Source organism: Methylobacterium sp. UNC300MFChir4.1, from assembly GCF_900110155.1.
Lineage (GTDB): Bacteria > Pseudomonadota > Alphaproteobacteria > Rhizobiales > Beijerinckiaceae > Methylobacterium.
Map to the genome: position 1 here is coordinate 201,004 of NZ_FOCS01000010.1, position 21,049 is coordinate 222,052.

Genomic DNA, 21,049 nt, shown 5'->3' on the forward strand with positions numbered 1-21,049 from the left:
TGCGCCCGCGCCGCGCGGGCGCTATAGAGCGCCCATGCCGCCCCTCGCCCTCACCCTCGGAGATCCCGCCGGCATCGGCCCGGAGCTGGCGCTCAGCGCGTGGCTCGGGCGCGGCGGGGCGGATCCGTTGCCGCCGTTCTTCTTGGTGGCCGATCCCGACTTCGTCGAGCGCCTCGCCCACCGCCTCGACCGCCCCGTCCCGGTGGCGGAGGTCGATCCTGAGACGGCCGCCGAGGTGTTTCCGCGCGCGCTCCCCGTGGTGCCCTTGCCGAGCGGCGCCCGCGTCGCGGCCGATCCCGGCGTCCCCGATTCCGGCAATGCCGGCGCGACCATCGAGTCGATCACCGCGGCGGTGGAGTTCGTGAAGGCCGGGCGCGCGAGCGCGGTGGTGACCAACCCGATCGCCAAGTTCGTGCTGACCCGGACGGGCTTCGCCCATCCCGGGCACACCGAGTTCCTGGCCGCCCTCGCGGTGCCGCCCGGCGTGACGCCGCCCCGGCCGGTGATGATGATCTGGAGCGCCGGCCTCTCGGTGGTGCCGGTGACGATCCACGTGCCGCTGAGGGACGTGCCGGACCTGCTCACCCAGGAACTCGTCGAGGAGACCGCCGCGATCGTCGCCCGGGACCTGCGGGAGCGGTTCGGCCTGCCCGAGCCGCGCCTCGTCCTCGCCGGCCTGAACCCGCACGCGGGCGAGGCCGGAACGATCGGCCGCGAGGACCGCGACGTCCTCGCCCCCGCCGTGGCGCGCCTGCGGGCGCGGGGCATCGACATCCGCGGGCCGCTCCCCGCCGACACCCTGTTCCACGCCCGCGCCCGGGAGACCTACGACGTCGCCCTCGCGCCCACGCACGATCAGGCCCTGATCCCGATCAAGACGATCGCGTTCGACGACGGCGTGAACGTCACCCTCGGCCTGCCCTTCGTGCGCACCTCGCCGGACCACGGGACGGCCTTCGACATTGCCGGCCAGGGCGTCGCCCGGCCGGACAGCCTCGTGGCGGCCCTGCGCCTCGCCGACCGGCTGGCCGCCAACGCGGCGGCGCGGAGCGAGGCCCCCGCCGGGGCCGAGATCATCCCGTTCAGCGTCTATGCCGGCCGTCCCCGGCCCGTCGGCGCCCGCCACTTCGATCCCGAGGACGAGCTGTGAGGCAGCCAGCATGAGCGCCGGGGACGGTCTTCCCCCGCTGCGCGAGGTCGTCGCCCGCCACGGCCTGGAGCCGAAGAAGGCGCTCGGCCAGAACTTCCTCTACGACCTCAACCTGACCGGCCGGATCGCCCGGGCGGCCGGTCCGCTCGCGGGGGTGACCGTGGTGGAGGTCGGGCCGGGCCCGGGGGGGCTGACCCGCGCGCTCCTCGCCGAGGGCGCCGCCCGCGTCGTGGCGATCGAGCGCGACCCGCGCGCCCTGCCGGCCCTCGCCGAGATCGCCGCCCACTATCCCGGCCGGCTCGAGGTGGTCGACGCCGACGCCCTCGCCTTCGACCCGCGGCCGCTGGTGGGCGAGGCCCCGGCGCGGATCGTCGCCAACCTGCCCTACAATGTCGGGACCGCCCTGCTCACCGGCTGGCTCGACGGCGAGGTCTGGCCGCCCTGGTGGGATCAGGCCGTGCTGATGTTCCAGCGGGAGGTCGCCGAGCGGATCGTCGCCGGCCCGGAGGAGCGGGCCGATTACGGCCGGCTCGGCGTCCTGTGCGGCTGGCGCACGGAGGCCGAGATCCTGTTCGACGTCAGCCCCTCGGCCTTCGTGCCGCCGCCCAAAGTGACCTCGAGCGTGGTCCGGCTGGTGCCGCGTGCCCAGCCCCTGCCCTGCCGCGCCGGCGCGCTCGAAGCCGTCACCCGGGCGGCCTTCGGCCAGCGGCGGAAGATGCTGCGCCAGAGCCTCAAGGCCTTGACGCCCGAGGCCGGCGCCCTGCTGGCCGCCGCCGGCCTGTCCGAGACCGCGCGCGCCGAGGAGATCCCGGTGTCCGGGTTCGTCGATCTCGCCAATCGGTGGGACGCGCACAGAAAGGCCGGCGCCCCGGTGGGGACGCCGGCCTGAAGGAGAGCCGTGGCTCCGGCCCGGAGGCCGGAGCGCTGCCGGGTCAGCGGGTCTGCTGGATCGCCGAGAGCACCCAGCCGCGGCCGGGCTGGCGCAGGAAGGTCCAGAGCTCCGTCGCCTCGGACGAGTCCGTGGAGACGACGCGGCCGCTCGCCCGCTCGATCATCACGTCCTTGAGGGCGTAGCGCATGGCCACGGTCGCGTAGTCGGTGCGGTCCTCGCCCCAGGCCTCCGCGAGGTCGCCCTGCAGCAGCTTCACGTCCGAGATCTTGTTCACCACACCGCGGGCCGCGTTGCCGCGCAGCTCCTCGTCGAAGTAGCTGACCATCTCGGGCGTCGACAGGTTGCCCAGGGTCACCCGATCCTCGCGCGAGTAGGCATCCTGGATGTCGCCGAGCAGGCGCTCGAAGGCCTGGTAATCGGCCGGGCCGATCTGCACCGGGCGCGTCTGCGGCGGGCGCTGCCCACCGCCGAACATGCCGCCGGGAGCCGGGCCGCCCGGAGCGCCGCCCATCGGGCCGCGGGCGCCCGGCTGATCGTCGAGCGACGAGCGGGCGTAGGGCGCGCCGGCGCCGGCCGGCTCGTTCCGGCGGCGGAAGAACCGCAGGGCCAGCATCACCACGAGCACGACGAGACCGACCTGGAACAGGAGGCCGATTATCGAGGCGAGGCCACCGAGATTGCCGAAGAAGCCGCCGCCGAGCAGCGCGCCGATTAGGCCGGCGCCGAGCAAGCCCGCGAAGAAGCCGCCGCCGAACCGGCGACCCGGCGCGGCCGGCGCCTGCATGCCGGGGCTGCCCATGCCAGGCGAGGGCGCGGTCTGCGAGCGCTGCATCGTCGACCCGCCGCCCGGGGCGGTCGGCGTGGCAGAGGGCGCCGTGTAGGTGCGCGAGCCGCGGGACCCGACGGACCCGCCGCCGCCCGGACGGGCTTCCACGACGGGTGCCGCGACGGTCAGCGCAGCGGCCAGCGCCAGGAGGGCGGCCACACGCCGGCGGCGCGAAATCTCAGTAAACATGTACACGCCTCAGAGGACGAGAACCGGGTGGCGCGGAGCGCCAGTGACGATATGGGAACGGTCGGGCAGCGGTTTTAGTCCTGGCCGCCGTCGCCCGGGCGACGTTTTCCACCGGATCGGTGCTGCGCATTCCGAGCCCGCCCGTCGCGCCCATCGCGTGAATGGCACGGCTCTAGTGGAGCGTGCGCTCCGGGGCGGCCGGGAAGGAGAGGCGCACCTGCGTCCCCTCCCCGCTGCGGCTGTCGAGGGTGATGGTCCCGTTCTGCCGCTTCATGAGACCGTGGACGATCGCGAGGCCCGCGCCGCGCCCGGCCTCGTGGCTGGTCTGGAACGGCGCCAGGGCCCGGGCGAGCATCTCGGGCGACATGCCCTGCCCGGTGTCGCCGACCGCGATCCCGACGCTCCCCTGGCCCGGCTGCTGCAGGGAGCGGTCGCCGGGATCCACCCGGAAGGTCGACAGGGTCAGCGTCCCGCCCGACGGCATCGCCTCGCAGGCATTGGCGACGAGATGCCGCAGGGCGAACTCGATCTGCGTGGGATTGCTGATCGCCCGCGGCAGGCCCGGCGTCGCCGCCACGGTGAGGCGGATGCCGGGCGGCAGGTCGGGCTCGAGGCGGGCGGCGAGGTCGGCCACGATGGCGTCGAGGTCGACCGACCGGACGTCCGGCGCGATGCGGCGCGAATAGGCGAGCAGGTGCCGGGTCAGGATCGCCGCGCGCTCGGTAGCGTCGGCCGAGCGGGCGATCGCCCGCTGGACGAACGGCTCCTGCCGGTCCCCGAGCCTCCGCTTGAGGCCGTCGATGTAGCCGATCAGGATCTGCAGGAAGTTGTTGAACTCGTGGGCGACGCTGTTGGTCAGGAGTCCCAGCGCCTCGCGCTGGCGGGAGAGCGCGAGTGCGCCCTCGGCCTCGCGCCGGGCCGTCTCGTCGCGGATCTGGCCGATCCGGAACGGGGTTCCGGGCAGGGCCGCCGTCTCCAGGCGGGCCCAGAAGCTCGTCCCGTCCGCGCGGCTGGCCAGGAATTCCTGAGGCTCGGTGCCGGCGGGGTCGAGGGGCGCCGTGCGCTGCGCCAGGATCAGGTCGAGTCCCTGCGCGACGAGCCGCTCCGCCGGGTAGCCGGCGATCCGCTCCAGGGCGGGATTGGCGTGGCGGACACGGCCCTGCGGATCGAGCACCAGGCTGGGCGTCGGCAGCGCGTCGAGGAGCGCGCGGGCCTCGTCCGCCAGCGACCCGCCTTCGGCCGCGCTGTGATCCGTCCCGGGCTGCGCCATGCTGCGTTCGCGCTCAGCGGATGCGGAAGGTCCGCGACGGGCCAGCGATAGCGATGAACGGCCTCACGGCCAAGCGTGGATCCGCGGGTGGATCCGCGCGTCGAACGGCGTGCCGACCCGTTCGGGCACCGCCTACTGGCGCACCCACATCACCCGGGCCATCCAGGCCACCTCGCCGAGATTGAGGACCCGGTCCTCGTGCTCGGGGTTCAGGGAGGCCAGTTCCACGGTCCGGGCGGTACGCCGCCGCAGCTCCTTGGCCAGAACCTCGCCGCCGTGCAGGCGGACCACGACGCGGTCGCCCTTGCGCACGCTGGCCGTCGGCGACACGATCAGGACGTCGCCGTCCCGGAACAGCGGCAGCATGGAATCGCCCTGGATCTCCAGCGCGAAGGCCCGCTCCTCGCCGAGATCCGGAAACTCGATCTCCTCCCAGCCGGCGCCCCCGGTGGGCATGCCCTCGTCGGTGAACAGGCGGCCGGCCCCGGCCTGGGTCAGGCCGATCAGCGGCACCATCGTGCGGGCGGGGATCTCGCGGGCCTCGATGAGCCGCAGGAACTCGTCGAGGCTCGAGCCTGTGGCGGCCAGGACCTTCGACACGGACTCGGTGGACGGCCAGCGCTTGCGGCCGTCGGCGCCCACGCGCTTCGACCGGTTGAAGCTGGTCGCGTCGAGGCCGGCGCGGCGGGCGAGGCCCGAGGCCGAGTAGCCGTGGCGCTCGGCGAGCCGGTCGATGGCGTTCCAGATCTGCTCGTGCGACAGCATAGCGGGCTCGGAAGCTCAGCCTGAGCGGGCCGGCACCCCCGTCTCACCAGCCGGGATCCGGCTGCCTCGGAGGCACGGAGACGGTTCGCCCGCCGGGTCCGTTCGACACCCGCCGGGTACGCGCGGAGATACTTGACAATCTGCTTTCCGGATCCGCTCTGCCGGTCCGGACGGGGCTGTGTGACGTCCAGCCTAGTCGTAGGAAAGTAGAACTACGGGCGGCAGATTGCAATCGCTCCTCGAATCGGGCGCGGCGCGGCGCGGTTGCCGCCGCGGCCCGGCGCCTCTATCGCAGCGTCGTCTCCGGGGAGCTTCGATGCCGCTCATCTACAAGATCTGTCCGCGCCCTCTGTGGCGCGAGGCCGAGGCCGCGGGCCGGTTCACGGGCGCCCCGATCGATCATCAGGACGGCTTCATCCATTTCTCGACGGCCGCCCAGGTCGCCGAGACGGCGGCCCGGCACTTCGCCGGGCAGGACGACCTGCTCCTCGTCGCGGTCGAGGCCGACGCCCTCGGCGACGGCCTGCGCTACGAGCCCTCTCGCGGCGGCGACCTGTTCCCGCATCTCTACGGCCCGCTACCGCTGTCCGCCGTGGTCGCGGTGGACGATATGCCGCTGGGCGCCGACGGCCGGCACGCCTTCCCGGCCGGGATCCTGCCGGCATGATCGCGGCCGCCTTCCCCCTCGTCAGACCGCTGCTGCACCGCCTCGACGCGGAGCGCGCGCACGACCTGACCCTCGCCGCCCTGGCGCTCCTGCCCGCGGGGCCGCGGCCGGCGGACGACCCGCGCCTCGCCGTCGACCTGCTCGGCCGCCGCTTTCCCAACCCGGTCGGCCTCGCGGCCGGCTTCGACAAGGGCGCGCGCGTTCCCGACGCGCTGCTGGGCCTCGGCTTCGGCTTCGTCGAGGTCGGCGGGGTCGTGCCGCGGCCCCAGCCCGGCAACCCGCGGCCGCGGGTCTTCCGCCTCCCCGACGACCGCGCCGTGATCAACCGCTTCGGCCTCAACAGCGAGGGGCTGGAGGTGGTGGCCGACCGTCTGCGCGCCCGGAGGGGGCGACCCGGCATCGTCGGCGTCAACATCGGCGCGAACAAGGAATCCGCCGACCGCCTCGCCGACTACGCCGCCTGCACCGCAGCCCTCGCGCCGCTCGTCGACTTCGTCACGGTCAACGTCTCCTCCCCCAACACGCCGGGCCTGCGCGACCTCCAGGGTGAGGCCTTCCTCGACGAGCTCCTCGCCCGCACGGTCGAGGCCCGCGACGCGGCAGGCGCCGGCGCGGCGATCCTCCTCAAGATCGCCCCCGACATGTCGCTCGACGCCCTCGACGCGGTCTGCGCGACGGCGCAGCGGCGCGGGGTCCAGGCCCTCGTCGTGTCCAACACCACGGTGGCCCGCCCGGCGAGCCTGCGCGAGCAGGGTCTCGCGCGGGAGACGGGCGGCCTCTCGGGGCGGCCGCTCTTCGGCCCGGCGACGCGGATGCTCGCCCAGACGCGCCTGCGCGTCGGGGACGCGCTGCCGCTCATCGGGGTCGGCGGCGTGGATTCGGCCGAGGCGGCCTGGACCAAGATCCGGGCCGGGGCGAGCCTCGTGCAGCTCTACTCGGCGCTGGTCTACGAGGGGCCGGGCCTCGTCGGGCGCATCAAGGTCGGGCTCCTGCGGCGCATGAGCGAGGCCGGCATCGCCTCGCTCCGGCAGGTCGTCGGGCGCGACGCCGCCGACCTCGTCCGCGGGGACTGAGCCGGCGCGGGCGAACCGTTCGCGGCGCCGCGCCGGACAATTTTTTTGGGGCCGCAGTTTAGAAAGGCTTTGCATAGCGGGAGCTTAGCCTGTGCCCCGTGCATGAGGGGCCTGCGCCGACACGCCATTGTGAGGGGGTCGGAGAGGCGCTTATCTCGCGGTTGCGAGACACATCGCGTCAGCCAATCCAGGACGGTTCATGGCCCAGTCTGAAGGGTCCACCAAGCGCTCCTCCGCCGCCGGCGGCTGGGGTGCTCTGAAGAGCTGCGGCAAGCACCTGCTCGGCAGCCGCGCACCCCTCACCGGCGCCCGCGCGCTGCTGAAGGCGAACCAGCCCGACGGGTTCGACTGCCCCGGCTGCGCCTGGGGCGACCCGGAGCACGGCTCGTCCTTCGAGTTCTGCGAGAACGGCGTGAAGGCGGTTTCCTGGGAGGCGACCGACAAGCGCACGAAGCCGTCCTTCTTCGCCAAGCACACCCTGACCGAGCTGCGCACCTGGAGCGACTACGCCCTGGAGGGCCAGGGCCGCCTGACGCACCCGATGCGCTACGACGCGGCGAGCGACCGCTACCTGCCGGTGAGCTGGGACGAGGCCTTCGCGGAGATCGGCGCGACCCTGCGCGGGCTCGACCATCCGGACCAGGCCGAATTCTACACCTCGGGCCGCGCCTCCAACGAGGCGGCGTACCTGTACCAGCTCTTCGCCCGCGCCTACGGGACCAACAACTTCCCCGACTGCTCGAACATGTGCCACGAGGCGAGCGGCGTCGCGCTGATCGACGCCATCGGCATCGGCAAGGGCACGGTCCTGCTGGAGGATTTCGAGAAGGCGGACGCGATCTTCTGCGTCGGCCAGAATCCCGGCACCAACCACCCGCGGATGCTCGGCGACCTGCGCCGGGCGGCCGAGCGCGGCGCCAAGGTCGTGGTGCTGAACCCGGTCCGGGAGCGCGGCCTGGAGCGCTTCGCCGACCCCCAGAACACCGTCGAGATGCTGCGCGGCGCCAGCCGCCCCATCGCCAGCCACTACCTGCAGCCGCGCTCGGGCGGCGACATGGCGGCCTTCCGGGGCATCGCCAAGGTCGTGTTCGCCCGCGACGCCGAGGCGCTGGCGGCCGGCCGGCCCTCGCTCCTCGACCGCGCCTTCCTCGAGCACCACACCGCCGGGCTCGAGGCCTACCGCGCCGCCGTCGAGGCGACGTCCTGGGACGCAATCCTCGACCAGTCGGGCCTGACCGTGGACGAGATCGCCGCGATGGCGGACGTCTATCTGGGCGCCCAGCGGGTCATCGCGACCTGGGCCATGGGCGTGACCCAGCACCGCCATTCGGTTGCGACGATCCGAGAGATCGCTAACCTGCTGTTCCTGCGCGGCCATATCGGCCGGGCCGGCGCGGGCCTCTGCCCGGTCCGCGGCCACTCGAACGTGCAGGGCGACCGCACGGTCGGCATCAACGAGCGCCCGTCCGCCGCCTTCCTGGATTCCCTGGAGCAGCATTTCGGCCTCGCCATGCCGCGCCGGCACGGCCACAACGTCCTGGCGGCGATCCGGGCCATGCGCGACGGCACCGCGAAGGCCTTCATCGGGCTCGGCGGCAACTTCCTGCGGGCGACGCCCGACACGCCGGTCGTGGCGCAGGCGCTGGCCTCGTGCCGGCTCACCGTGCACATCGCCACCAAGCTCAACCACGCCCATCTCGTGCCGGGCGCGGTCGGCTACCTGCTACCCTGTCTGGGCCGCACCGAGATCGACCGGGGCGCCGAGGGCAAGATCCAGATCGTGACCGTCGAGGATTCGATGAGCATGGTCCACGGGTCGGGCGGCATCAACAAGGCCGCCTCGAAGGAACTGCGCTCCGAGATCGCCATCATCGCCGGCATGGCGCAGGCGACCGTCGGCTCCGCCGCCATCGACTGGGCCGGCTTCGCCGCGGATTACGACCGGATCCGCGAGGCGATCGCCGCCACGATCCCGGGCTTCACCGGCTACAACACCCGGGTGCGCAAGCCGCGCGGCTTCATGCTGCGCAACCTCGCCGCCGAGCGGGTGTTCGAGACCGCCACCGGCCGGGCCACCTTCTCGGCCGACGCCCTGCCGGCCGAGACCGAGCACCAGGCCGCCCGGAAGACGCGCGACACCTACGTGCTGCAGACCTTCCGCAGTCACGACCAGTACAACACGACGATCTACGGCCTGGATGACCGCTACCGCGGCGTCTACGGCGAGCGCCGCGTGATCTTCGCCCACCCGGACGACCTCGCGGAGATCCGCGACCGGCTCGGCGACCGGGTCGACGTCGTCGGCACGCACGACGACGGCATCACCCGCCGGGCGGAGGATTTCCGCCTCGTGCCCTTCGACATGCCGCGGGGCGCGCTGGCCGGCTACTATCCGGAGCTGAACGTGCTCGTGCCGCTCTCGACCTACGGCGAGAAGAGCGACACGCCGACCTCCAAGTCGGTGCTGGTCACCCTGCAGGCGCGCGCGGCCGCGTGAGCGCGGAGCCCGACGAGGCGGCGTTCGTCGCCGCCCTCGACCGGGTTTCGGCCGCCCGCCCGGATCTCGACCCGCTGGCGGCGGGCCTCCTGGCGGCGCTCGACCTCGGCCTGCCGGGCGACAGCCGCGCCTTCGCCCGCACCTTCGGGGTGGAGCACGCCCTGGTGCTGCGCGCCCTCTCGGGCCTGGACGAGGCGGGCCTCGTCGCCGTCACGGCCCGCGACGGGCGCACCCAGCGGACGCGCTACACCACCGCCGATTCAGGGTCGTCGGTGCCGTCATCACGCGCGTAGCGAAGTGACCCAGGGACCGCGACAGACTCGGGCGCGGCGCTGCCCTGGATCGCTTCGCTCCGGCGAGGACGGACGCGCTCAGAACCCCTTCGCCTTGATCGCCTCGGCCCAGGTGACCGCCCGCCGGTTCACGCCGAGATGCTGCCGCTCGTAGAGCCGGCCCTCCAGCTTGATCGCGCCGCGCTTGGCGTATTCCGGGCGCTCGAACGCCTCGATAACCAGCTTGGCCCGGCGCACCTCCTCATCGGTGGGGGCGAAGGACGTGTTGGCCGGCTCCAGCTGCGTTGGGTGGATCAGGGTCTTGCCGTCGAAGCCCAGGTCGCGGGCCTGCCGGCACTCGTCGCGGCAGCCCTCTGTGTCGGCGATGTCGTTGTAGACGCCGTCGAGGATCGCGAGCCCCTCCGCCCGCGCGGCGGCCAGCGCCATCATCATCCAGGGCAGCATCGGCACGCGGCCGGGGACGATCTTGGCCCAGGTGTCCTTGGCGAGGTCGTTGGTGCCGAGCACGAGGCAGGTCAGCCGGTTGCGCGGGTCGCGCTTCGCCCGGGCGATCTCCTGGATGTTGAGGATCGAGGCCGGGGTCTCGATCATCGCCCAGATCGCGATTCCGTCCGGCGCGTCGAGGGATTCGAGCCGGTCGGCGATGCTCTCCAGCACGGCGGGGGACGAGACCTTCGGCATCAGGATCGCGTCGGGCTCGGCCTCGATGGCGGCGTGGAGATCCGCCTCGCCCCACGGGGTCTGCGGGGCGTTGACCCGGATGACCAGCTCGCGGCTGCCGTAGGCGCCGCTCTTCACCGCGGCGCAGACCTGATCGCGGGCGAGCTCCTTCTCCTCCGGGCCGACGGCGTCCTCGAGATCGAGGATGATGCTGTCCACCGGCAGGGACTTGGCCTTGTCGAGCGCCCGCTGGTTCGAGCCGGGCATGTAGAGCACGCTGCGGCGCAGGCGCAGATCGGTGGTCGTGGCCATCGGCTTCTCCCTTCTGGGCCGTCGCGCGGCCTCCCGTCGTTGCGCTGCACCCTAAAGCACGAACCCGGCCGCGCCACACCCTAAAGGTCGGGGCGGGTGAGTCCCCGCGCGGTTTGATACCGCGCCGTCTCTCCGCAGATCGAAGCCGCGGTTTGGTCATGTTCCGCCGCTTAAAGGCCGGACGAAACCAATTCTCGAAGTCCGGGATCTCTACGATGCGCAAAGTCTTGGTCACCCTCGCCTTGCTCGGGACATTGGCGGCACCTGAGGCGGCCCGGGCCCAGAGCCGGACCACCCTCGGCGTCGGCTCCGGCGCGGTCGCGGGGGCGCTGGTCGGCGGCCCCATCGGCGCGGTCGCGGGGGCCGTGGTCGGCGGCTTCGTGGGGAACTCGTCGGAGCGCGGGCGCCGGCACGTCCGCCGGGGACGCCGCTACGGCTACGCGGCCCCGCGCCGGTCCTACCCTCGGCGGGCGGAGGCGGCCGTGCCGCGCACCACCGGCTCGGTGGCCCGCGCCGCGTCAGCGGCCCAGCCCACCACCTGGAAAGACCCGCGCTAGCGCGCCTCGAGGTTGCGCGCGGCTGCCGCCTAGGCCGCCGGTTCGAGGGCGGCCGCGGCCGGCGTCCGGAACGTGTCCCGGGCGAGGCGCGGGAACGCGATCGCCTGTCCGAGGCCCCGGGCGCCCAGGAAGCTCACGAAGGCCAGCCACAGCCCGGTATTGCCGAAGCCCAGGCTCTCGACGAGCGCGAGGATCGCGCAGTAGGCGGCGAGCGCGCACACCATCAGGTTGCGCATCGCCCGCGTCCAGGTCGCGCCGATATAGATCCCGTCATACGCGAAGGGCGCCGCGGCGGCGAGCGGCGCCAGGGCGGCGAGGACGAGGTAGGACCGGGCCGCCTCGCGCACCGGTCCGTTCGTGGTCACGGCATCGATGAAGGCCGGACCGCCCGCCAAAGATACCAAGCTGACCGCGAAGCCGAAGCCGAGGCACCAGCGCAGGCTCAGGGCGGCGGCCGCGTCGAACGCCTCCCGGTCCCGGGCGCCGACGGCCTGGCCGCACAGGGTCTCGGCCGCCGTGGCGAAGCCGTCGAGGAAGAAACCGCCGATCAGGAAGAGATTCCACAGGACCGAGTTCGCGGCCAGAACCACGTCGCCCTGCCGGGCGCCGAGCGCCGAGAACAGCACGATGCCGGTGATCAGCGCGAGCGTCCGCAGGATGACGTCGCCGTTGACGCTGAGCGTCCGGCGGAGCGCCGCAGCGTCGCGGAGGTCGCGCAGCGGCACCCGGAAGGGCCGGGAGCCGAGCCGTGCGAGGAGGATCAGCCCGAGGCCGAGCCCGAGCGCCTCGGCGCCGAGGGTCGCCAGCGCCGCGCCGGCGAGGCCCAGGCCGAAGCCCAGGACCAGAATGAGCGTCAGCGCGACGTTGGTCAGGTTGATGGCGATCTGCAGCAGCAGGCCGAGATCGGTGCGCCCGCGCCCCAGGACCGAGCCGAGCACGCCGTAGCTCGCCAGCACGAAGGGCGCGGACAGGATGCGGATGTGGAAGTAGGTCGCGAGACCGGCGATGACCGCCGCGCTCGCCCCGCTGATCGCGAAGGCGAGCTGCGCGAGGGGGCCCTGCAGGGCCGCCAGGACGAGCCCGATCAGGGCGCCCGCCGCCAGCGCCCGCGCCAGGATGCGGTCGACCTCGGCGTCGTCGCGCCCTCCGACCGCCTGCGCGGTCAGGCCGGCGGTCGCCATGCGGAGCGCCCCGAACGACCAGAAGATCGCGTCGAAGATCACCGCGCCGAGGGCGATGGCGCCGAGCAGCGCCGCGTCGCCGAGCCGCCCGATCACCGCCGCGCCGACGAAGCCGAGCATCGGCGTCGTGACGTTGGCGATCGTCATGGGCAGCGCCAGGGCCAGGACGCGGCGGTTCGTCGGGCGGGCGGAGCTGGCGACGGTGTGCATCATGCCGCACGCTAAGAAGCCGCGCCCTCCGCGCAAAGCGGGGTGATCGCATCGGCGGGTTGCGATGGCGGGCGGCCGATCTACCCGAACCCCCGGCGCGCCGGGCCGTCGGGGCGCGACCGGACCGGATCGGCCCCGGACCCTCTCAGCGGGAGACGGCGAAGAGGCGCGCGATCAGCCAGAGCGGCACGACGACGATCGCCCCGGCGACGATCCAGCCGCCGAAATCGTGGAGCGAGGCGAGCCCGACCTCCACCAGCGCCCGCGCCGAATCGTAGACGTGCCAGAACAGCCGCCCCGGCGTCAGGCCGAGCATCGACATGAAGGCGCCGACCAGCACCGACAGGAACAGGAGCCGCAGGAACACGCCGGCCGGCGAGCCGCCGAGGAACCGCCGCAGGGCGGAGGGGCGCGACCGGTAGCTGTCCGCGCCGTAGGGGGCGTTCGGCGGGGCGCCCTGCTGATAGCCTTGCCGGCGCCGGTCGTGATCGACGAGCATTGCGTCCTCGTGAAGCCTCAGGGCCCTCGGATCGGCGACGAAGCGGGCGGAACCGTGACCGGCACACCACACCGCGTCGAAACTCGAGCGCGGATCAGGCGTTGGCGGGTTTCTCGCGCGCCGTGCAGATGGCAAGCGGCGTCGCGCGCGCCAAGATGCCGGACGGGGTGGACTACGCCGCGGGACTCTCGCGGCGCGGCCTCGGCCAAAGGGAGAACTCCCGGGAATCGGGAATTGGTGTGAGAGGCTCTGAGTGCCGACGGGACCATACGCACGATGATCGACCACGCCCTGTTCGACCCGGCGACGATCGATCCCGAGACGCTCCGGCTCAATGCCGAGATCGTCGCGGCGCACGCCGCGCTGCCCGATCCCTGGTCGCTGCCGATCGCCGAGGTGCGCGAGCGGCGCCGTCTGGGCACCAAGGCGGCGCCCGCCATGCCGCACAGCGCCCGGGCGGAGTGGCTGACGATCGACGGGCCCGGCGGCCCCCTCAAGCTCCGCGTGGTCCGGCCCAAGCCCGGCACGAAGCTGCGCGGCGCCTACCTGCACGTCCACCGCGGCGGCTGGGTCTGGGGCTCCGCCGACGAGCAGGATCCCTGGCTGGAGCGCATCGCCGACACCTGCGGCTTCGTCGCCCTGTCGGTCGAGTACCGCCTCGCCCCCGAGCACCCGTATCCGGCGGCGCTGCTCGACTGCGAGGCGGCGGCCCTGTGGCTGGCCGGTCCGGGCAAGACCGAGTTCGGCATCCACGCGCTGACCATCGGCGGCGAGTCGGTGGGGGCGCACCTCGCTGTGATGGTGCTGCTGCGGCTGCGCGACAAGCACAACTTGCCGCGGGCCTTCCGGGGCGCCAACCTCAACGCCGGCTTCTTCGATCTCGGTCTCACACCGTCGGTGCGGAACTGGGGCGAGGAGCGGCTGGTCGTGAACACCCGCGACCTGACCAAGTTCGCCGACGGCTACGTCCGGGAGGGCATCGACCGGCGCCGTCCGGACGTGTCGCCGATCTACGCCGACCTGAAGGGTCTGCCGCCGGCCCTGTTCACCATCGGCACCGCCGACCCTCTCCTCGACGACACGCTGTACATGTCGGCGCGCTGGGCGGCGGCGGGCAATGGCGGCCACACGGCGATCTATCCCGGCGGCTGCCACGTCTTCGCCCGCTACCCGAGCCCGATGAGCGAGCGGGCGCTGGAGCTGATCGACCGCTTCCTGATGGCGCTCGCCTGAGCGACCCGTCCGAGATCCTGCCGGAGCGGTTCCGCGCCTGGTTCGCCGGGCGCGGCTGGGCTCCCCGATCGCACCAGCTCGATCTCCTGCGGATCGCCGGCGCCGGCCGCTCGGCGCTGCTGGTGGCGCCGACCGGGGCCGGCAAGACGCTGGCCGGCTTCCTGCCGAGCCTCGTGGCCCTCGCCGAGCGTGGCCCCCAGCAGAAGGCGGCGGGCCTCCACACCCTCTACGTCTCGCCCCTGAAGGCGCTCGCGGTCGACATCGCCCGCAACCTCGACGCGCCGATCGCCGAGATGGCGCTGCCAATGCGCGTCGAGACCCGCACCGGCGACACCCCGGCCCACAAGCGCACCCGCCAGATCAGCCGGCCGCCGGACATCCTGCTGACCACGCCCGAGCAGCTGGCGCTGCTGATCGCCCATCGCGAGGCGGCGGAATTCTTCTCCGGATTGCGCTGCGTGGTGCTCGACGAGCTGCACGCGCTGGTGACCTCGAAGCGCGGCGACCTGCTGTCCCTGGCACTGGCGCGGCTGCACCGGCTGAGCCCCGGCCTCGCGGCGATCGGGCTCTCCGCCACGGTGCGGGAACCGGACGAGCTGCGGAAGTACCTGGTGCCGCAGGGGCCGCTTCCCCCTCCTCCCGCCGCGCGCGGGGACGGCGCGTCCAGTCCTGACGCGTCTCCTCCCCCACCCCGACCCTCTCCCGGACGGGACGGGGAGCGCGTCGCGCCGCCCATGGCCGATCTCGTCACCGTCGCCGGCGGCGCGAAGGCGGACCTGCGCATGCTCGATCTCGGCCGGGCGCTGCCGATCTCCGGCCACACCGCGTGGCACTCGATGCCGGCGATCTACGACCTCATCCGCGAGCACCGGACCACGCTGGTCTTCGTGAACACCCGCCTCCAGGCCGAGTACACGTTCCAGGAGCTGTGGCGGCTCAACGACGACGCCTTGCCGATCGCGATCCACCACGGCTCGCTCGATGCCCAGCAGCGCCGCCGGGTCGAGGCCGCCATGGCGGCGGGCCAGCTCCGGGCGATCGTCTGCACCGCGACCCTCGATCTCGGCATCGACTGGGGCGACGTCGACCTCGTGGTCAATGTCGGCGCGCCGAAGGGGGCGAGCCGCATCATGCAGCGGATCGGCCGGGCCAACCACCGCATGGACGAGCCCTCGAAGGCCTACCTCGTCCCGGGCAACCGCTTCGAGATGCTGGAGTGCCAGGCGGCGCTGGACGCCGTCGAGGAGGCCGCCCAGGACACGCCGGACGCTCGCCAGGGCGCCCTCGACGTCCTCGCCCAGCACGTCCTCGGCATGGCCTGCGCCGACGCCTTCGATCCGCTCGACCTCTACGACGAGATCGTCTCGGCCGCGCCCTACGCCGGGCTGACCTGGGAATCGTTCGAGCAGGTGGTCGACTACGTCGCCACCGGCGGCTACGCGCTGCGCGCCTACGAGCGCTTCGCCAAGATCCTGCGCGGGCCGGACGGACTCTGGCGGGTGCGCGACGCCCGCACCGCCCAGGCCTACCGGATGAATGTCGGCACCATCGTGGAGGCGGCGCGGGTGAAGGTCCGCCTCGGCCGGACCCTGCGCGGCAAGCCCGGCACGGTGCTGCCGAAGACCGGCCGCGTGCTCGGGGAGATCGAGGACGAGTTCGCCGAGACGCTGACGGTGGGCGACACCTTCCTGTTCGCCGGCGAGACCCTGCGCTTCGAGGGGCTCGCCGAGGACGAGTGCCTCGTCACCCGCGCGCCGGCCGGCACCGACCCGGCGATCCCGTCCTACGCGGGCGCGAAGTTCCCGCTCTCGACCTTCCTGGCCGCCCGGGTCCGGGCGCTGATCGCCGACCCGTTCGAGTGGGACCGTCTGCCCGAGCAGATCGGCGCCTACCTGCTGCAGCAGCGCCGCCGCTCCGTCCTGCCGGGCGAGCGCGACCTGCTGGTGGAGACCTTTCCGCGCGGCAAGCGCTACTACCTCACGGCCTTCCCGTTCGAGGGCCGCCTCGCCCACCAGACGCTCGGCATGCTGCTGACCCGGCGGCTGGAGCGTTCCGGCCTGCGCCCGCTCGGCTTCGCGGCCAACGATTACGGCATCGCCATCTGGTCGACCCGCGACGTCTCGGAGCGCGCCGCGATCGATCCGGACTTCATCGGCGACCTCTTCGCCGTCGACATGCTGGGCGACGATCTGGAGGCGTGGCTCGACGAATCGGCCATGATGAAGCGCACCTTCCGGCAATGCGCGGTGATCGCCGGGCTGATCGAGCGCCATCACCCGGGACAGAAGAAGTCCGGCCGGCAGGTCACGATCTCGACCGACCTGATCTACGACGTGCTGCGCAAGCACCAGCCCGACCACCTGCTGCTGCGGGCCGCGCGGCAGGATGCGGCAACCGGACTCCTCGACGTGAGGCGCCTCGGCATGATGCTAGAGCGCATCCAGGGGCGAATCATCCACAGGTCTCTCGACCGGGTCTCGCCGCTCTCCGTGTCCGTGATGCTCGAGATCGGGCGCGAGCGAGTCTACGGCGAGGGCGCCGACGAGATCCTGGCCGAGGCCGAGGCGGAGCTTCTCCAAGAGGCTCTGTCCTGACCGTCGATCCGCCCTCCCCCGACGACACCGAGGATGCGATCTTGGCGGCCGGCCTGAGACTCGAGAAGACTCCCAAGCACCCCACCCTGCAGCTCGCGGGCGAGACCCTGGTGCTCGATCTCTGCGGCGGCCTCTGGCTGCCGGAGCACCGGACGCTGATCGTGTCCGACCTCCACCTGGAGAAGGGCTCGTCCTACGCGGCCCGCTCCGGCCAGTTCCTGCCGCCCTACGACACCCGGGAGACGCTCGCCTGCCTGCACGAGGCGGTGGTGCGGCACGATCCGGCCCGGGTGGTGGCGCTGGGCGATTCCTTCCACGACGCCCGCGGTCCCGAGCGCATGGAGCCGGGCGACCGCGCCCTGGTGGCGGCCCTGCAGGAGGGGCGGGACTGGGTCTGGATCGCCGGCAACCACGACGCGGCCGTGAACGAGGGCGTCGGCGGCCGCTACGCGGACGCACTGACGCTCGGCGGCCTCGTCCTGCGCCACGAGCCGAGCTCGGAGCCCGTGCCCGGCGAGATCGCCGGCCATCTCCATCCCTGCGGGAAGGTGGCGATGCGCGGGCGGGCGGTGCGCCGCCGCTGCTTCGTCACGGACGGCACCCGCCTCGTCATGCCGGCCTTCGGCGCCTACGCGGGCGGCCTGAACGTCCGCGACCGGGCGATCGAGAGCCTGTTCCCCGACGGCTTCACCGCCCATCTCCTCGGGGACGGGCGGGTCTTCGCCATCGGCCGGGCGCAGCTCGCCCGGGACTGAGTCGCCCGATCAGGCCGTCTTCATGAACCGGATCACGCTCTCCGACAGGCTCGTCGAGTGGCCGGCCAGGCTCTCGGCGATGCCTTGGACCGTCTGGGCGAGCTGACCGGTGGCGTTGGCGGCCTCGGAGACGCCGCCGATATTGCCCGCCATCTCGTGGGTCGAGACCGCCTGCTCCTCGACGGCGCTCGCCATCGCCAGGGTGAGCTTGGACAGTTCGTCCACCGCGGCCGTGATCATCTCGATGGCGCCGACCGCCTCGCCGGTCGCGCTCTGGATCGCCGAGACCTGCTGCGTGATCTCGCCGGTCGCCTTGGCGGTCTGCTCGGCGAGCGCCTTCACCTCGGAGGCCACCACGGCGAAGCCGCGCCCGGCGGCGCCGGCGCGGGCCGCCTCGATGGTGGCGTTCAGAGCGAGCAGGTTGGTCTGGTCGGCGATCGACTTGATCATGCCCACCACCGCGTCGACCTTGCGGGCGTTCTCGGCGAGCTGGCGCATGGTCGCGTCGGTGGTCCCCGCCTGGGCGGCGATCTGCTGCGCGCGCTCCGAGACTCGCCCGACTTGGCCGGAGATCTCCTGGATCGCGCCGTTCATCTGCTCGGAGTTCGACGCGACCGACGACGCCTTGTGGCGCGCGGACTCGGCCGACTGCATCAGGCCCACGGCCGAGCTCTGCATTTCCTGGATGGCGGAGCCGACGGCCTCGACGACCCGCTTGACGTCGGTCTCCATGTTCACCTGCGCGGTGACCACCGCCCAGGTCAGCATCGGGCCGAGGTACTGCCCCTTCTCGTCGTTCACGGCCGTGACCCGCAGGTTGAGGGTCTCGGGCCCGACCTTGATCTTGGTGCTGTGCGGCAGCCGGCTCGCGTCGGCCAGCATCGTGCGCTGGTGGCTGGGGTTCTTGTGGAAGATGTCGAACGAGCGGCCGAGCATGTCGTCGACCTTCACCGGCAGGTGCTGGTCGATCGTGCCGAGGGTCTTGCGCGACGTGGCGTTCATGTAGTCGATCTTGAAGTTGTCTTTCAGATCGGCCGTCATGACCGCAACCGGAACGTTGTCGATCATCGTCAGGAGCCGGTTGATCTCCTTCTTCTTCGCCGAGATGTCCGCGGCGAACTTGACGACCTTGATCGGCTTGCCGCGCGCGTCGAGGACAGGATTGTACGTCGCCTCGAGCCAGACCGAGTCGCCCTCCTTGTCGAGGCGCAGGAACTCGCCCGTGACGTACTGGCCGTCCTTCAGCTTGCTCCAGAACGCCGCGTAATCGGCGGACTCGGCGTAGCTCTTGTCCACGAAGATGCGGTGATGGCGGTTCTGGACATCGCTGAGGCCGTATTTCATCAATCGCAGGAAGTTCTCGTTCGCGTGAAGGACCGTTCCGTCCATCGAGAACTCGATGATCGCCAGCGAGCGGTCGAGCGCGTCGATCTTGGCCTGGGCTTCATTGAAAACAGTGCGATTGAACATGGTACGGCTCGCGTTCCCCCGGCGTGGGGTGTAGCCTCACAGCGTTAATGAATCCCTTATTCTGGCATTCGTCCAGTTTAAGAGTTGCCTGACGGAAATCGAATGCTTGGAGCGCCGTGCCCTCTGTGCGTCCGTAACCGGACCGACGCCATCGTCGAGATTGCATTCAAATATAAACTCGGTCAGGGCCGAAGCATACTTACGAATATCAGAACCAGCCGCGCATGCGAAAGTATACGATCGGCGCGACCGCGCTGATGAGGATCAGGCCGAGCGCGTAGGGATATCCGAGCGCCCAATCCAGCTCGGGCATGTGCTTGAAATTCATGCCGTAGATCGACGCGATCAGCGTCGGCGGGACGCCGACCACCGAGACGACGGTGAGGACGCGGAAGACGTTGTTCTGCTCGATGGTGATCAGGCCGAGGGCCGCGTCGAGCAGGAACTGCACGTTCTCGGCGAGCCGAGTTTCGAACTCGTCGAGGGATTCGATGTCCCGCTTGATCGTCTCGAAGCGCGCATCCTCCGGCAGGCCGAGGCTGTCGCAGGCCGCGGCGACGAACGGGATGATCCGTTCGAGCCCGAGCAGGCTCGACCGGATCTTGCCCAGAACCTTCCCGCGGTTGCTGATGCCGCGCAGGATCCGGCGCAGGGCGAGGTCGCGGCGCCGGGGCGGCGGGCTCTCCAGGCGCCGCCGCTCGGCACCGCGGACGTCGAAGTCGAAGATGCGGGTCGAGAGCGTGTCGAGCTCGGAGCCCATATCCTCGAGGGCGTCGGCGAGGCTGTCGACCAGTTCCTCCAGCACGACGAGGAAGATCTCGCTCGGCGTCGTGCTGCCGTCGCCGTCGGCGATACGCTTCGCGGACGCCTCGAAGGCGCGCAGGTCGTGGAAGCGGATCGTGACGAGGTGATCCTTGGTCAGCAGGAAGCCCAGCGGCTTCAGCTGCGACGCGCTCTGCTCGAACGTGATCATCGGGGTCGAGAGCGAGAGGCCGCCCTTCACGCGGCGCAGGCGACTCGACGTCTCGACCTCCGAGAGCGCCGCCCGCGACGGCACCCGCAGGCCGGTCGCGGCCTCGACCGCCGCGGCCTCTTCCGGCGTGGGGTCGTTCAGGTCGAGCCACACGGTGTCGCGCGCGATCGGGCCGCCGGGTCGCAGCGCCACCGGGCCTTCGGGTCCGTGCAGGCTCAGCATGAGAGCGCGTTATCCATGAGGGAGAACGGGGCCGCCGGCGCGTCATCGCACCGTCGCGCGGGGGTGCGACAGCCTTGACTCGGAACCCGCCCGCGCCTATCTCGCGGCCGTCTTTGGCACTCGCCGAGACAGAGTGCTAACAGTCGAGTTTGCGAACGGTCCCGCCGGCCGCATCAACGCCAACTCAAGACCTGAAGCAAGAGGGCAGCTCATGAAGTTCCGTCCGCTGCACGACCGCGTGGTCGTCCGTCGCATCGAAGGCGAAGAGAAGACCAAGGGCGGCATCATCATCCCGGACACCGCCAAGGAGAAGCCGCAGGAGGGCGAGGTCGTCGCCGTCGGTCCCGGCGCCCGCGACGAGGCCGGCCGCGTCAACGCGCTCGACGTGAAGGCTGGCGACCGCGTCCTGTTCGGCAAGTGGTCCGGCACCGAGGTCAAGATCGACGGTCAGGACCTCCTGATCATGAAGGAATCCGACATCATGGGCGTCGTCGCCGCCTGATCGGGTCACCCGCCATCGCCCTTTGAGGCCGTCCCGGCCTTGGGGTTCAACAACCAGCTAAGAGGCACACAATGGCAGCGAAAGACGTTCGTTTCTCCGCCGACGCCCGCGATAAGATGCTGCGCGGCGTCGACATCCTCGCCGACGCGGTGAAGGTGACGCTCGGCCCGAAGGGCCGCAACGTCGTGATCGAGAAGAGCTTCGGCGCCCCGCGCATCACCAAGGACGGTGTGACGGTCGCCAAGGAGATCGAGCTCGC

20 protein-coding genes are annotated in these 21,049 nt (G+C 72.0%); 12 read left to right on the top strand and 8 right to left on the bottom strand.

Annotated features, from left to right (window positions below; genetic code table 11):
- Window positions 1-34 precede the first annotated feature (34 nt).
- Window positions 35-1,150 (top strand): 4-hydroxythreonine-4-phosphate dehydrogenase PdxA, encoded by a 1,116-nt coding sequence (gene pdxA, locus BMY19_RS15775; protein ID WP_091680149.1) that lies wholly within the window; start codon window positions 35-37, stop codon window positions 1,148-1,150.
- A 10-nt stretch (window positions 1,151-1,160) separates the two neighbouring features.
- On the top strand, window positions 1,161-2,039 hold the full coding sequence (gene rsmA / locus BMY19_RS15780; RefSeq protein WP_056522390.1) for a 16S rRNA (adenine(1518)-N(6)/adenine(1519)-N(6))-dimethyltransferase RsmA: 879 nt from the start codon (window positions 1,161-1,163) through the stop codon (window positions 2,037-2,039).
- Between the two features lie 43 nt (window positions 2,040-2,082).
- On the opposite strand, the gene BMY19_RS15785 is transcribed toward rsmA, so the two are convergent.
- The 3 genes from BMY19_RS15785 to BMY19_RS15795 form a co-directional block, all read right to left on the bottom strand.
- Window positions 2,083-3,057, bottom strand: a complete 975-nt coding sequence (locus BMY19_RS15785) for a TIM44-like domain-containing protein (protein WP_100252237.1) — start codon at window positions 3,055-3,057, stop codon at window positions 2,083-2,085.
- Window positions 3,058-3,229: 172 nt separating this feature from the next.
- Complete coding sequence (locus BMY19_RS15790; RefSeq protein ID WP_020093553.1) at window positions 3,230-4,327, bottom strand: two-component system sensor histidine kinase NtrB; 1,098 nt, start codon at window positions 4,325-4,327, stop codon at window positions 3,230-3,232.
- 132 nt (window positions 4,328-4,459) lie between these two features.
- Complete coding sequence (locus BMY19_RS15795) at window positions 4,460-5,092, bottom strand: S24 family peptidase (RefSeq protein ID WP_012317556.1); 633 nt, start codon at window positions 5,090-5,092, stop codon at window positions 4,460-4,462.
- A gap of 316 nt (window positions 5,093-5,408) precedes the next feature.
- Here BMY19_RS15795 and BMY19_RS15800 point away from each other — a divergent pair, with 316 nt between their 5' ends.
- The 4 genes from BMY19_RS15800 to BMY19_RS15815 all read left to right on the top strand — a co-directional run bounded on the left by BMY19_RS15800 (window position 5,409) and on the right by BMY19_RS15815 (window position 9,622).
- Complete coding sequence (locus BMY19_RS15800; RefSeq protein ID WP_020093554.1) at window positions 5,409-5,759, top strand: DUF952 domain-containing protein; 351 nt, start codon at window positions 5,409-5,411, stop codon at window positions 5,757-5,759.
- The gene (locus tag BMY19_RS15805) at window positions 5,756-6,832 is read left to right on the top strand and encodes a quinone-dependent dihydroorotate dehydrogenase (protein WP_100252238.1); all 1,077 of its coding nucleotides are present in this window, start codon (window positions 5,756-5,758) and stop codon (window positions 6,830-6,832) included. The genes BMY19_RS15800 and BMY19_RS15805 overlap by 4 nt, the downstream gene beginning before the upstream one ends.
- A 199-nt stretch (window positions 6,833-7,031) precedes the next feature.
- Window positions 7,032-9,329, top strand: coding sequence for an FdhF/YdeP family oxidoreductase (locus BMY19_RS15810; protein ID WP_100252239.1), 2,298 nt, complete (start codon window positions 7,032-7,034; stop codon window positions 9,327-9,329).
- The gene (locus BMY19_RS15815; protein ID WP_100252240.1) at window positions 9,326-9,622 is read left to right on the top strand and encodes a hypothetical protein; all 297 of its coding nucleotides are present in this window, start codon (window positions 9,326-9,328) and stop codon (window positions 9,620-9,622) included. Before BMY19_RS15810 ends, BMY19_RS15815 begins: the two co-directional genes overlap by 4 nt.
- A gap of 78 nt (window positions 9,623-9,700) precedes the next feature.
- Here the strand turns inward: BMY19_RS15815 and BMY19_RS15820 are convergent, their stop codons facing one another.
- Window positions 9,701-10,594, bottom strand: coding sequence for an HpcH/HpaI aldolase/citrate lyase family protein (locus BMY19_RS15820; protein WP_100252241.1), 894 nt, complete (start codon window positions 10,592-10,594; stop codon window positions 9,701-9,703).
- A gap of 215 nt (window positions 10,595-10,809) precedes the next feature.
- Between BMY19_RS15820 and BMY19_RS15825 the strand changes: the two genes are divergently transcribed.
- Window positions 10,810-11,151: a YMGG-like glycine zipper-containing protein gene (locus BMY19_RS15825; RefSeq protein WP_100252242.1), complete on the top strand. Its 342-nt coding sequence runs from the start codon at window positions 10,810-10,812 to the stop codon at window positions 11,149-11,151.
- A gap of 29 nt (window positions 11,152-11,180) precedes the next feature.
- Here the strand turns inward: BMY19_RS15825 and BMY19_RS15830 are convergent, their stop codons facing one another.
- Both BMY19_RS15830 and BMY19_RS15835 read right to left on the bottom strand, forming a co-directional pair.
- Entirely contained in the window at window positions 11,181-12,545 is a 1,365-nt protein-coding gene (locus BMY19_RS15830) for an MATE family efflux transporter (RefSeq protein WP_100252243.1), read from the bottom strand.
- A 142-nt stretch (window positions 12,546-12,687) separates the two neighbouring features.
- Window positions 12,688-13,041, bottom strand: a complete 354-nt coding sequence (locus BMY19_RS15835) for a DUF6460 domain-containing protein (protein WP_020093561.1) — start codon at window positions 13,039-13,041, stop codon at window positions 12,688-12,690.
- 276 nt (window positions 13,042-13,317) lie between these two features.
- On the opposite strand from BMY19_RS15835, the gene BMY19_RS15840 reads away from it, so the two are divergent.
- From BMY19_RS15840 to pdeM, 3 genes are read left to right on the top strand one after another with little or no spacing between them, the layout of a single operon-like run.
- Window positions 13,318-14,274 carry an alpha/beta hydrolase gene (locus BMY19_RS15840; protein WP_100252244.1) on the top strand — a complete coding sequence of 319 codons (957 nt, stop codon included), beginning with the start codon at window positions 13,318-13,320 and terminating at the stop codon, window positions 14,272-14,274.
- On the top strand, window positions 14,271-16,868 hold the full coding sequence (locus BMY19_RS15845; RefSeq protein ID WP_100252250.1) for a ligase-associated DNA damage response DEXH box helicase: 2,598 nt from the start codon (window positions 14,271-14,273) through the stop codon (window positions 16,866-16,868). Before BMY19_RS15840 ends, BMY19_RS15845 begins: the two co-directional genes overlap by 4 nt.
- A 41-nt stretch (window positions 16,869-16,909) precedes the next feature.
- Entirely contained in the window at window positions 16,910-17,623 is a 714-nt protein-coding gene (pdeM, locus tag BMY19_RS15850) for a ligase-associated DNA damage response endonuclease PdeM (protein ID WP_100252245.1), read from the top strand.
- Between the two features lie 9 nt (window positions 17,624-17,632).
- On the opposite strand, the gene BMY19_RS15855 is transcribed toward pdeM, so the two are convergent.
- Together BMY19_RS15855 and BMY19_RS15860 are read right to left on the bottom strand one after the other, a co-directional pair.
- The gene (locus tag BMY19_RS15855; protein ID WP_091680166.1) at window positions 17,633-19,093 is read right to left on the bottom strand and encodes a methyl-accepting chemotaxis protein; all 1,461 of its coding nucleotides are present in this window, start codon (window positions 19,091-19,093) and stop codon (window positions 17,633-17,635) included.
- 208 nt (window positions 19,094-19,301) lie between these two features.
- Window positions 19,302-20,288, bottom strand: coding sequence for a CorA family divalent cation transporter (locus tag BMY19_RS15860; RefSeq protein WP_091680168.1), 987 nt, complete (start codon window positions 20,286-20,288; stop codon window positions 19,302-19,304).
- A 211-nt stretch (window positions 20,289-20,499) separates the two neighbouring features.
- On the opposite strand from BMY19_RS15860, the gene groES reads away from it, so the two are divergent.
- Together groES and BMY19_RS15870 are read left to right on the top strand one after the other, a co-directional pair.
- Window positions 20,500-20,790, top strand: coding sequence for a co-chaperone GroES (groES, locus tag BMY19_RS15865; protein ID WP_020093567.1), 291 nt, complete (start codon window positions 20,500-20,502; stop codon window positions 20,788-20,790).
- A gap of 71 nt (window positions 20,791-20,861) precedes the next feature.
- Window positions 20,862-21,049: TCP-1/cpn60 chaperonin family protein (locus BMY19_RS15870; protein ID WP_280141634.1), on the top strand; the 188-nt coding region annotated here is incomplete at its 3' end.

What these genes read in the sequence shown, in the direction of transcription:
- pdxA (WP_091680149.1), top strand. Translation starts at nt 35, where the DNA reads ATGCCGCCCCTCGCCCTCACCCTCGGAGATCCCGCCGGCATCGGCCCG.
- rsmA (WP_056522390.1), top strand. Translation starts at nt 1,161, where the DNA reads ATGAGCGCCGGGGACGGTCTTCCCCCGCTGCGCGAGGTCGTCGCCCGC.
- BMY19_RS15785 (WP_100252237.1), bottom strand. Translation starts at nt 3,057, where the DNA reads ATGTTTACTGAGATTTCGCGCCGCCGGCGTGTGGCCGCCCTCCTGGCG.
- BMY19_RS15790 (WP_020093553.1), bottom strand. Translation starts at nt 4,327, where the DNA reads ATGGCGCAGCCCGGGACGGATCACAGCGCGGCCGAAGGCGGGTCGCTG.
- BMY19_RS15795 (WP_012317556.1), bottom strand. Translation starts at nt 5,092, where the DNA reads ATGCTGTCGCACGAGCAGATCTGGAACGCCATCGACCGGCTCGCCGAG.
- BMY19_RS15800 (WP_020093554.1), top strand. Translation starts at nt 5,409, where the DNA reads ATGCCGCTCATCTACAAGATCTGTCCGCGCCCTCTGTGGCGCGAGGCC.
- BMY19_RS15805 (WP_100252238.1), top strand. Translation starts at nt 5,756, where the DNA reads ATGATCGCGGCCGCCTTCCCCCTCGTCAGACCGCTGCTGCACCGCCTC.
- BMY19_RS15810 (WP_100252239.1), top strand. Translation starts at nt 7,032, where the DNA reads ATGGCCCAGTCTGAAGGGTCCACCAAGCGCTCCTCCGCCGCCGGCGGC.
- BMY19_RS15820 (WP_100252241.1), bottom strand. Translation starts at nt 10,594, where the DNA reads ATGGCCACGACCACCGATCTGCGCCTGCGCCGCAGCGTGCTCTACATG.
- BMY19_RS15825 (WP_100252242.1), top strand. Translation starts at nt 10,810, where the DNA reads ATGCGCAAAGTCTTGGTCACCCTCGCCTTGCTCGGGACATTGGCGGCA.
- BMY19_RS15830 (WP_100252243.1), bottom strand. Translation starts at nt 12,545, where the DNA reads ATGATGCACACCGTCGCCAGCTCCGCCCGCCCGACGAACCGCCGCGTC.
- BMY19_RS15835 (WP_020093561.1), bottom strand. Translation starts at nt 13,041, where the DNA reads ATGCTCGTCGATCACGACCGGCGCCGGCAAGGCTATCAGCAGGGCGCC.
- BMY19_RS15840 (WP_100252244.1), top strand. Translation starts at nt 13,318, where the DNA reads ATGATCGACCACGCCCTGTTCGACCCGGCGACGATCGATCCCGAGACG.
- BMY19_RS15855 (WP_091680166.1), bottom strand. Translation starts at nt 19,093, where the DNA reads ATGTTCAATCGCACTGTTTTCAATGAAGCCCAGGCCAAGATCGACGCG.
- BMY19_RS15860 (WP_091680168.1), bottom strand. Translation starts at nt 20,288, where the DNA reads ATGCTGAGCCTGCACGGACCCGAAGGCCCGGTGGCGCTGCGACCCGGC.
- groES (WP_020093567.1), top strand. Translation starts at nt 20,500, where the DNA reads ATGAAGTTCCGTCCGCTGCACGACCGCGTGGTCGTCCGTCGCATCGAA.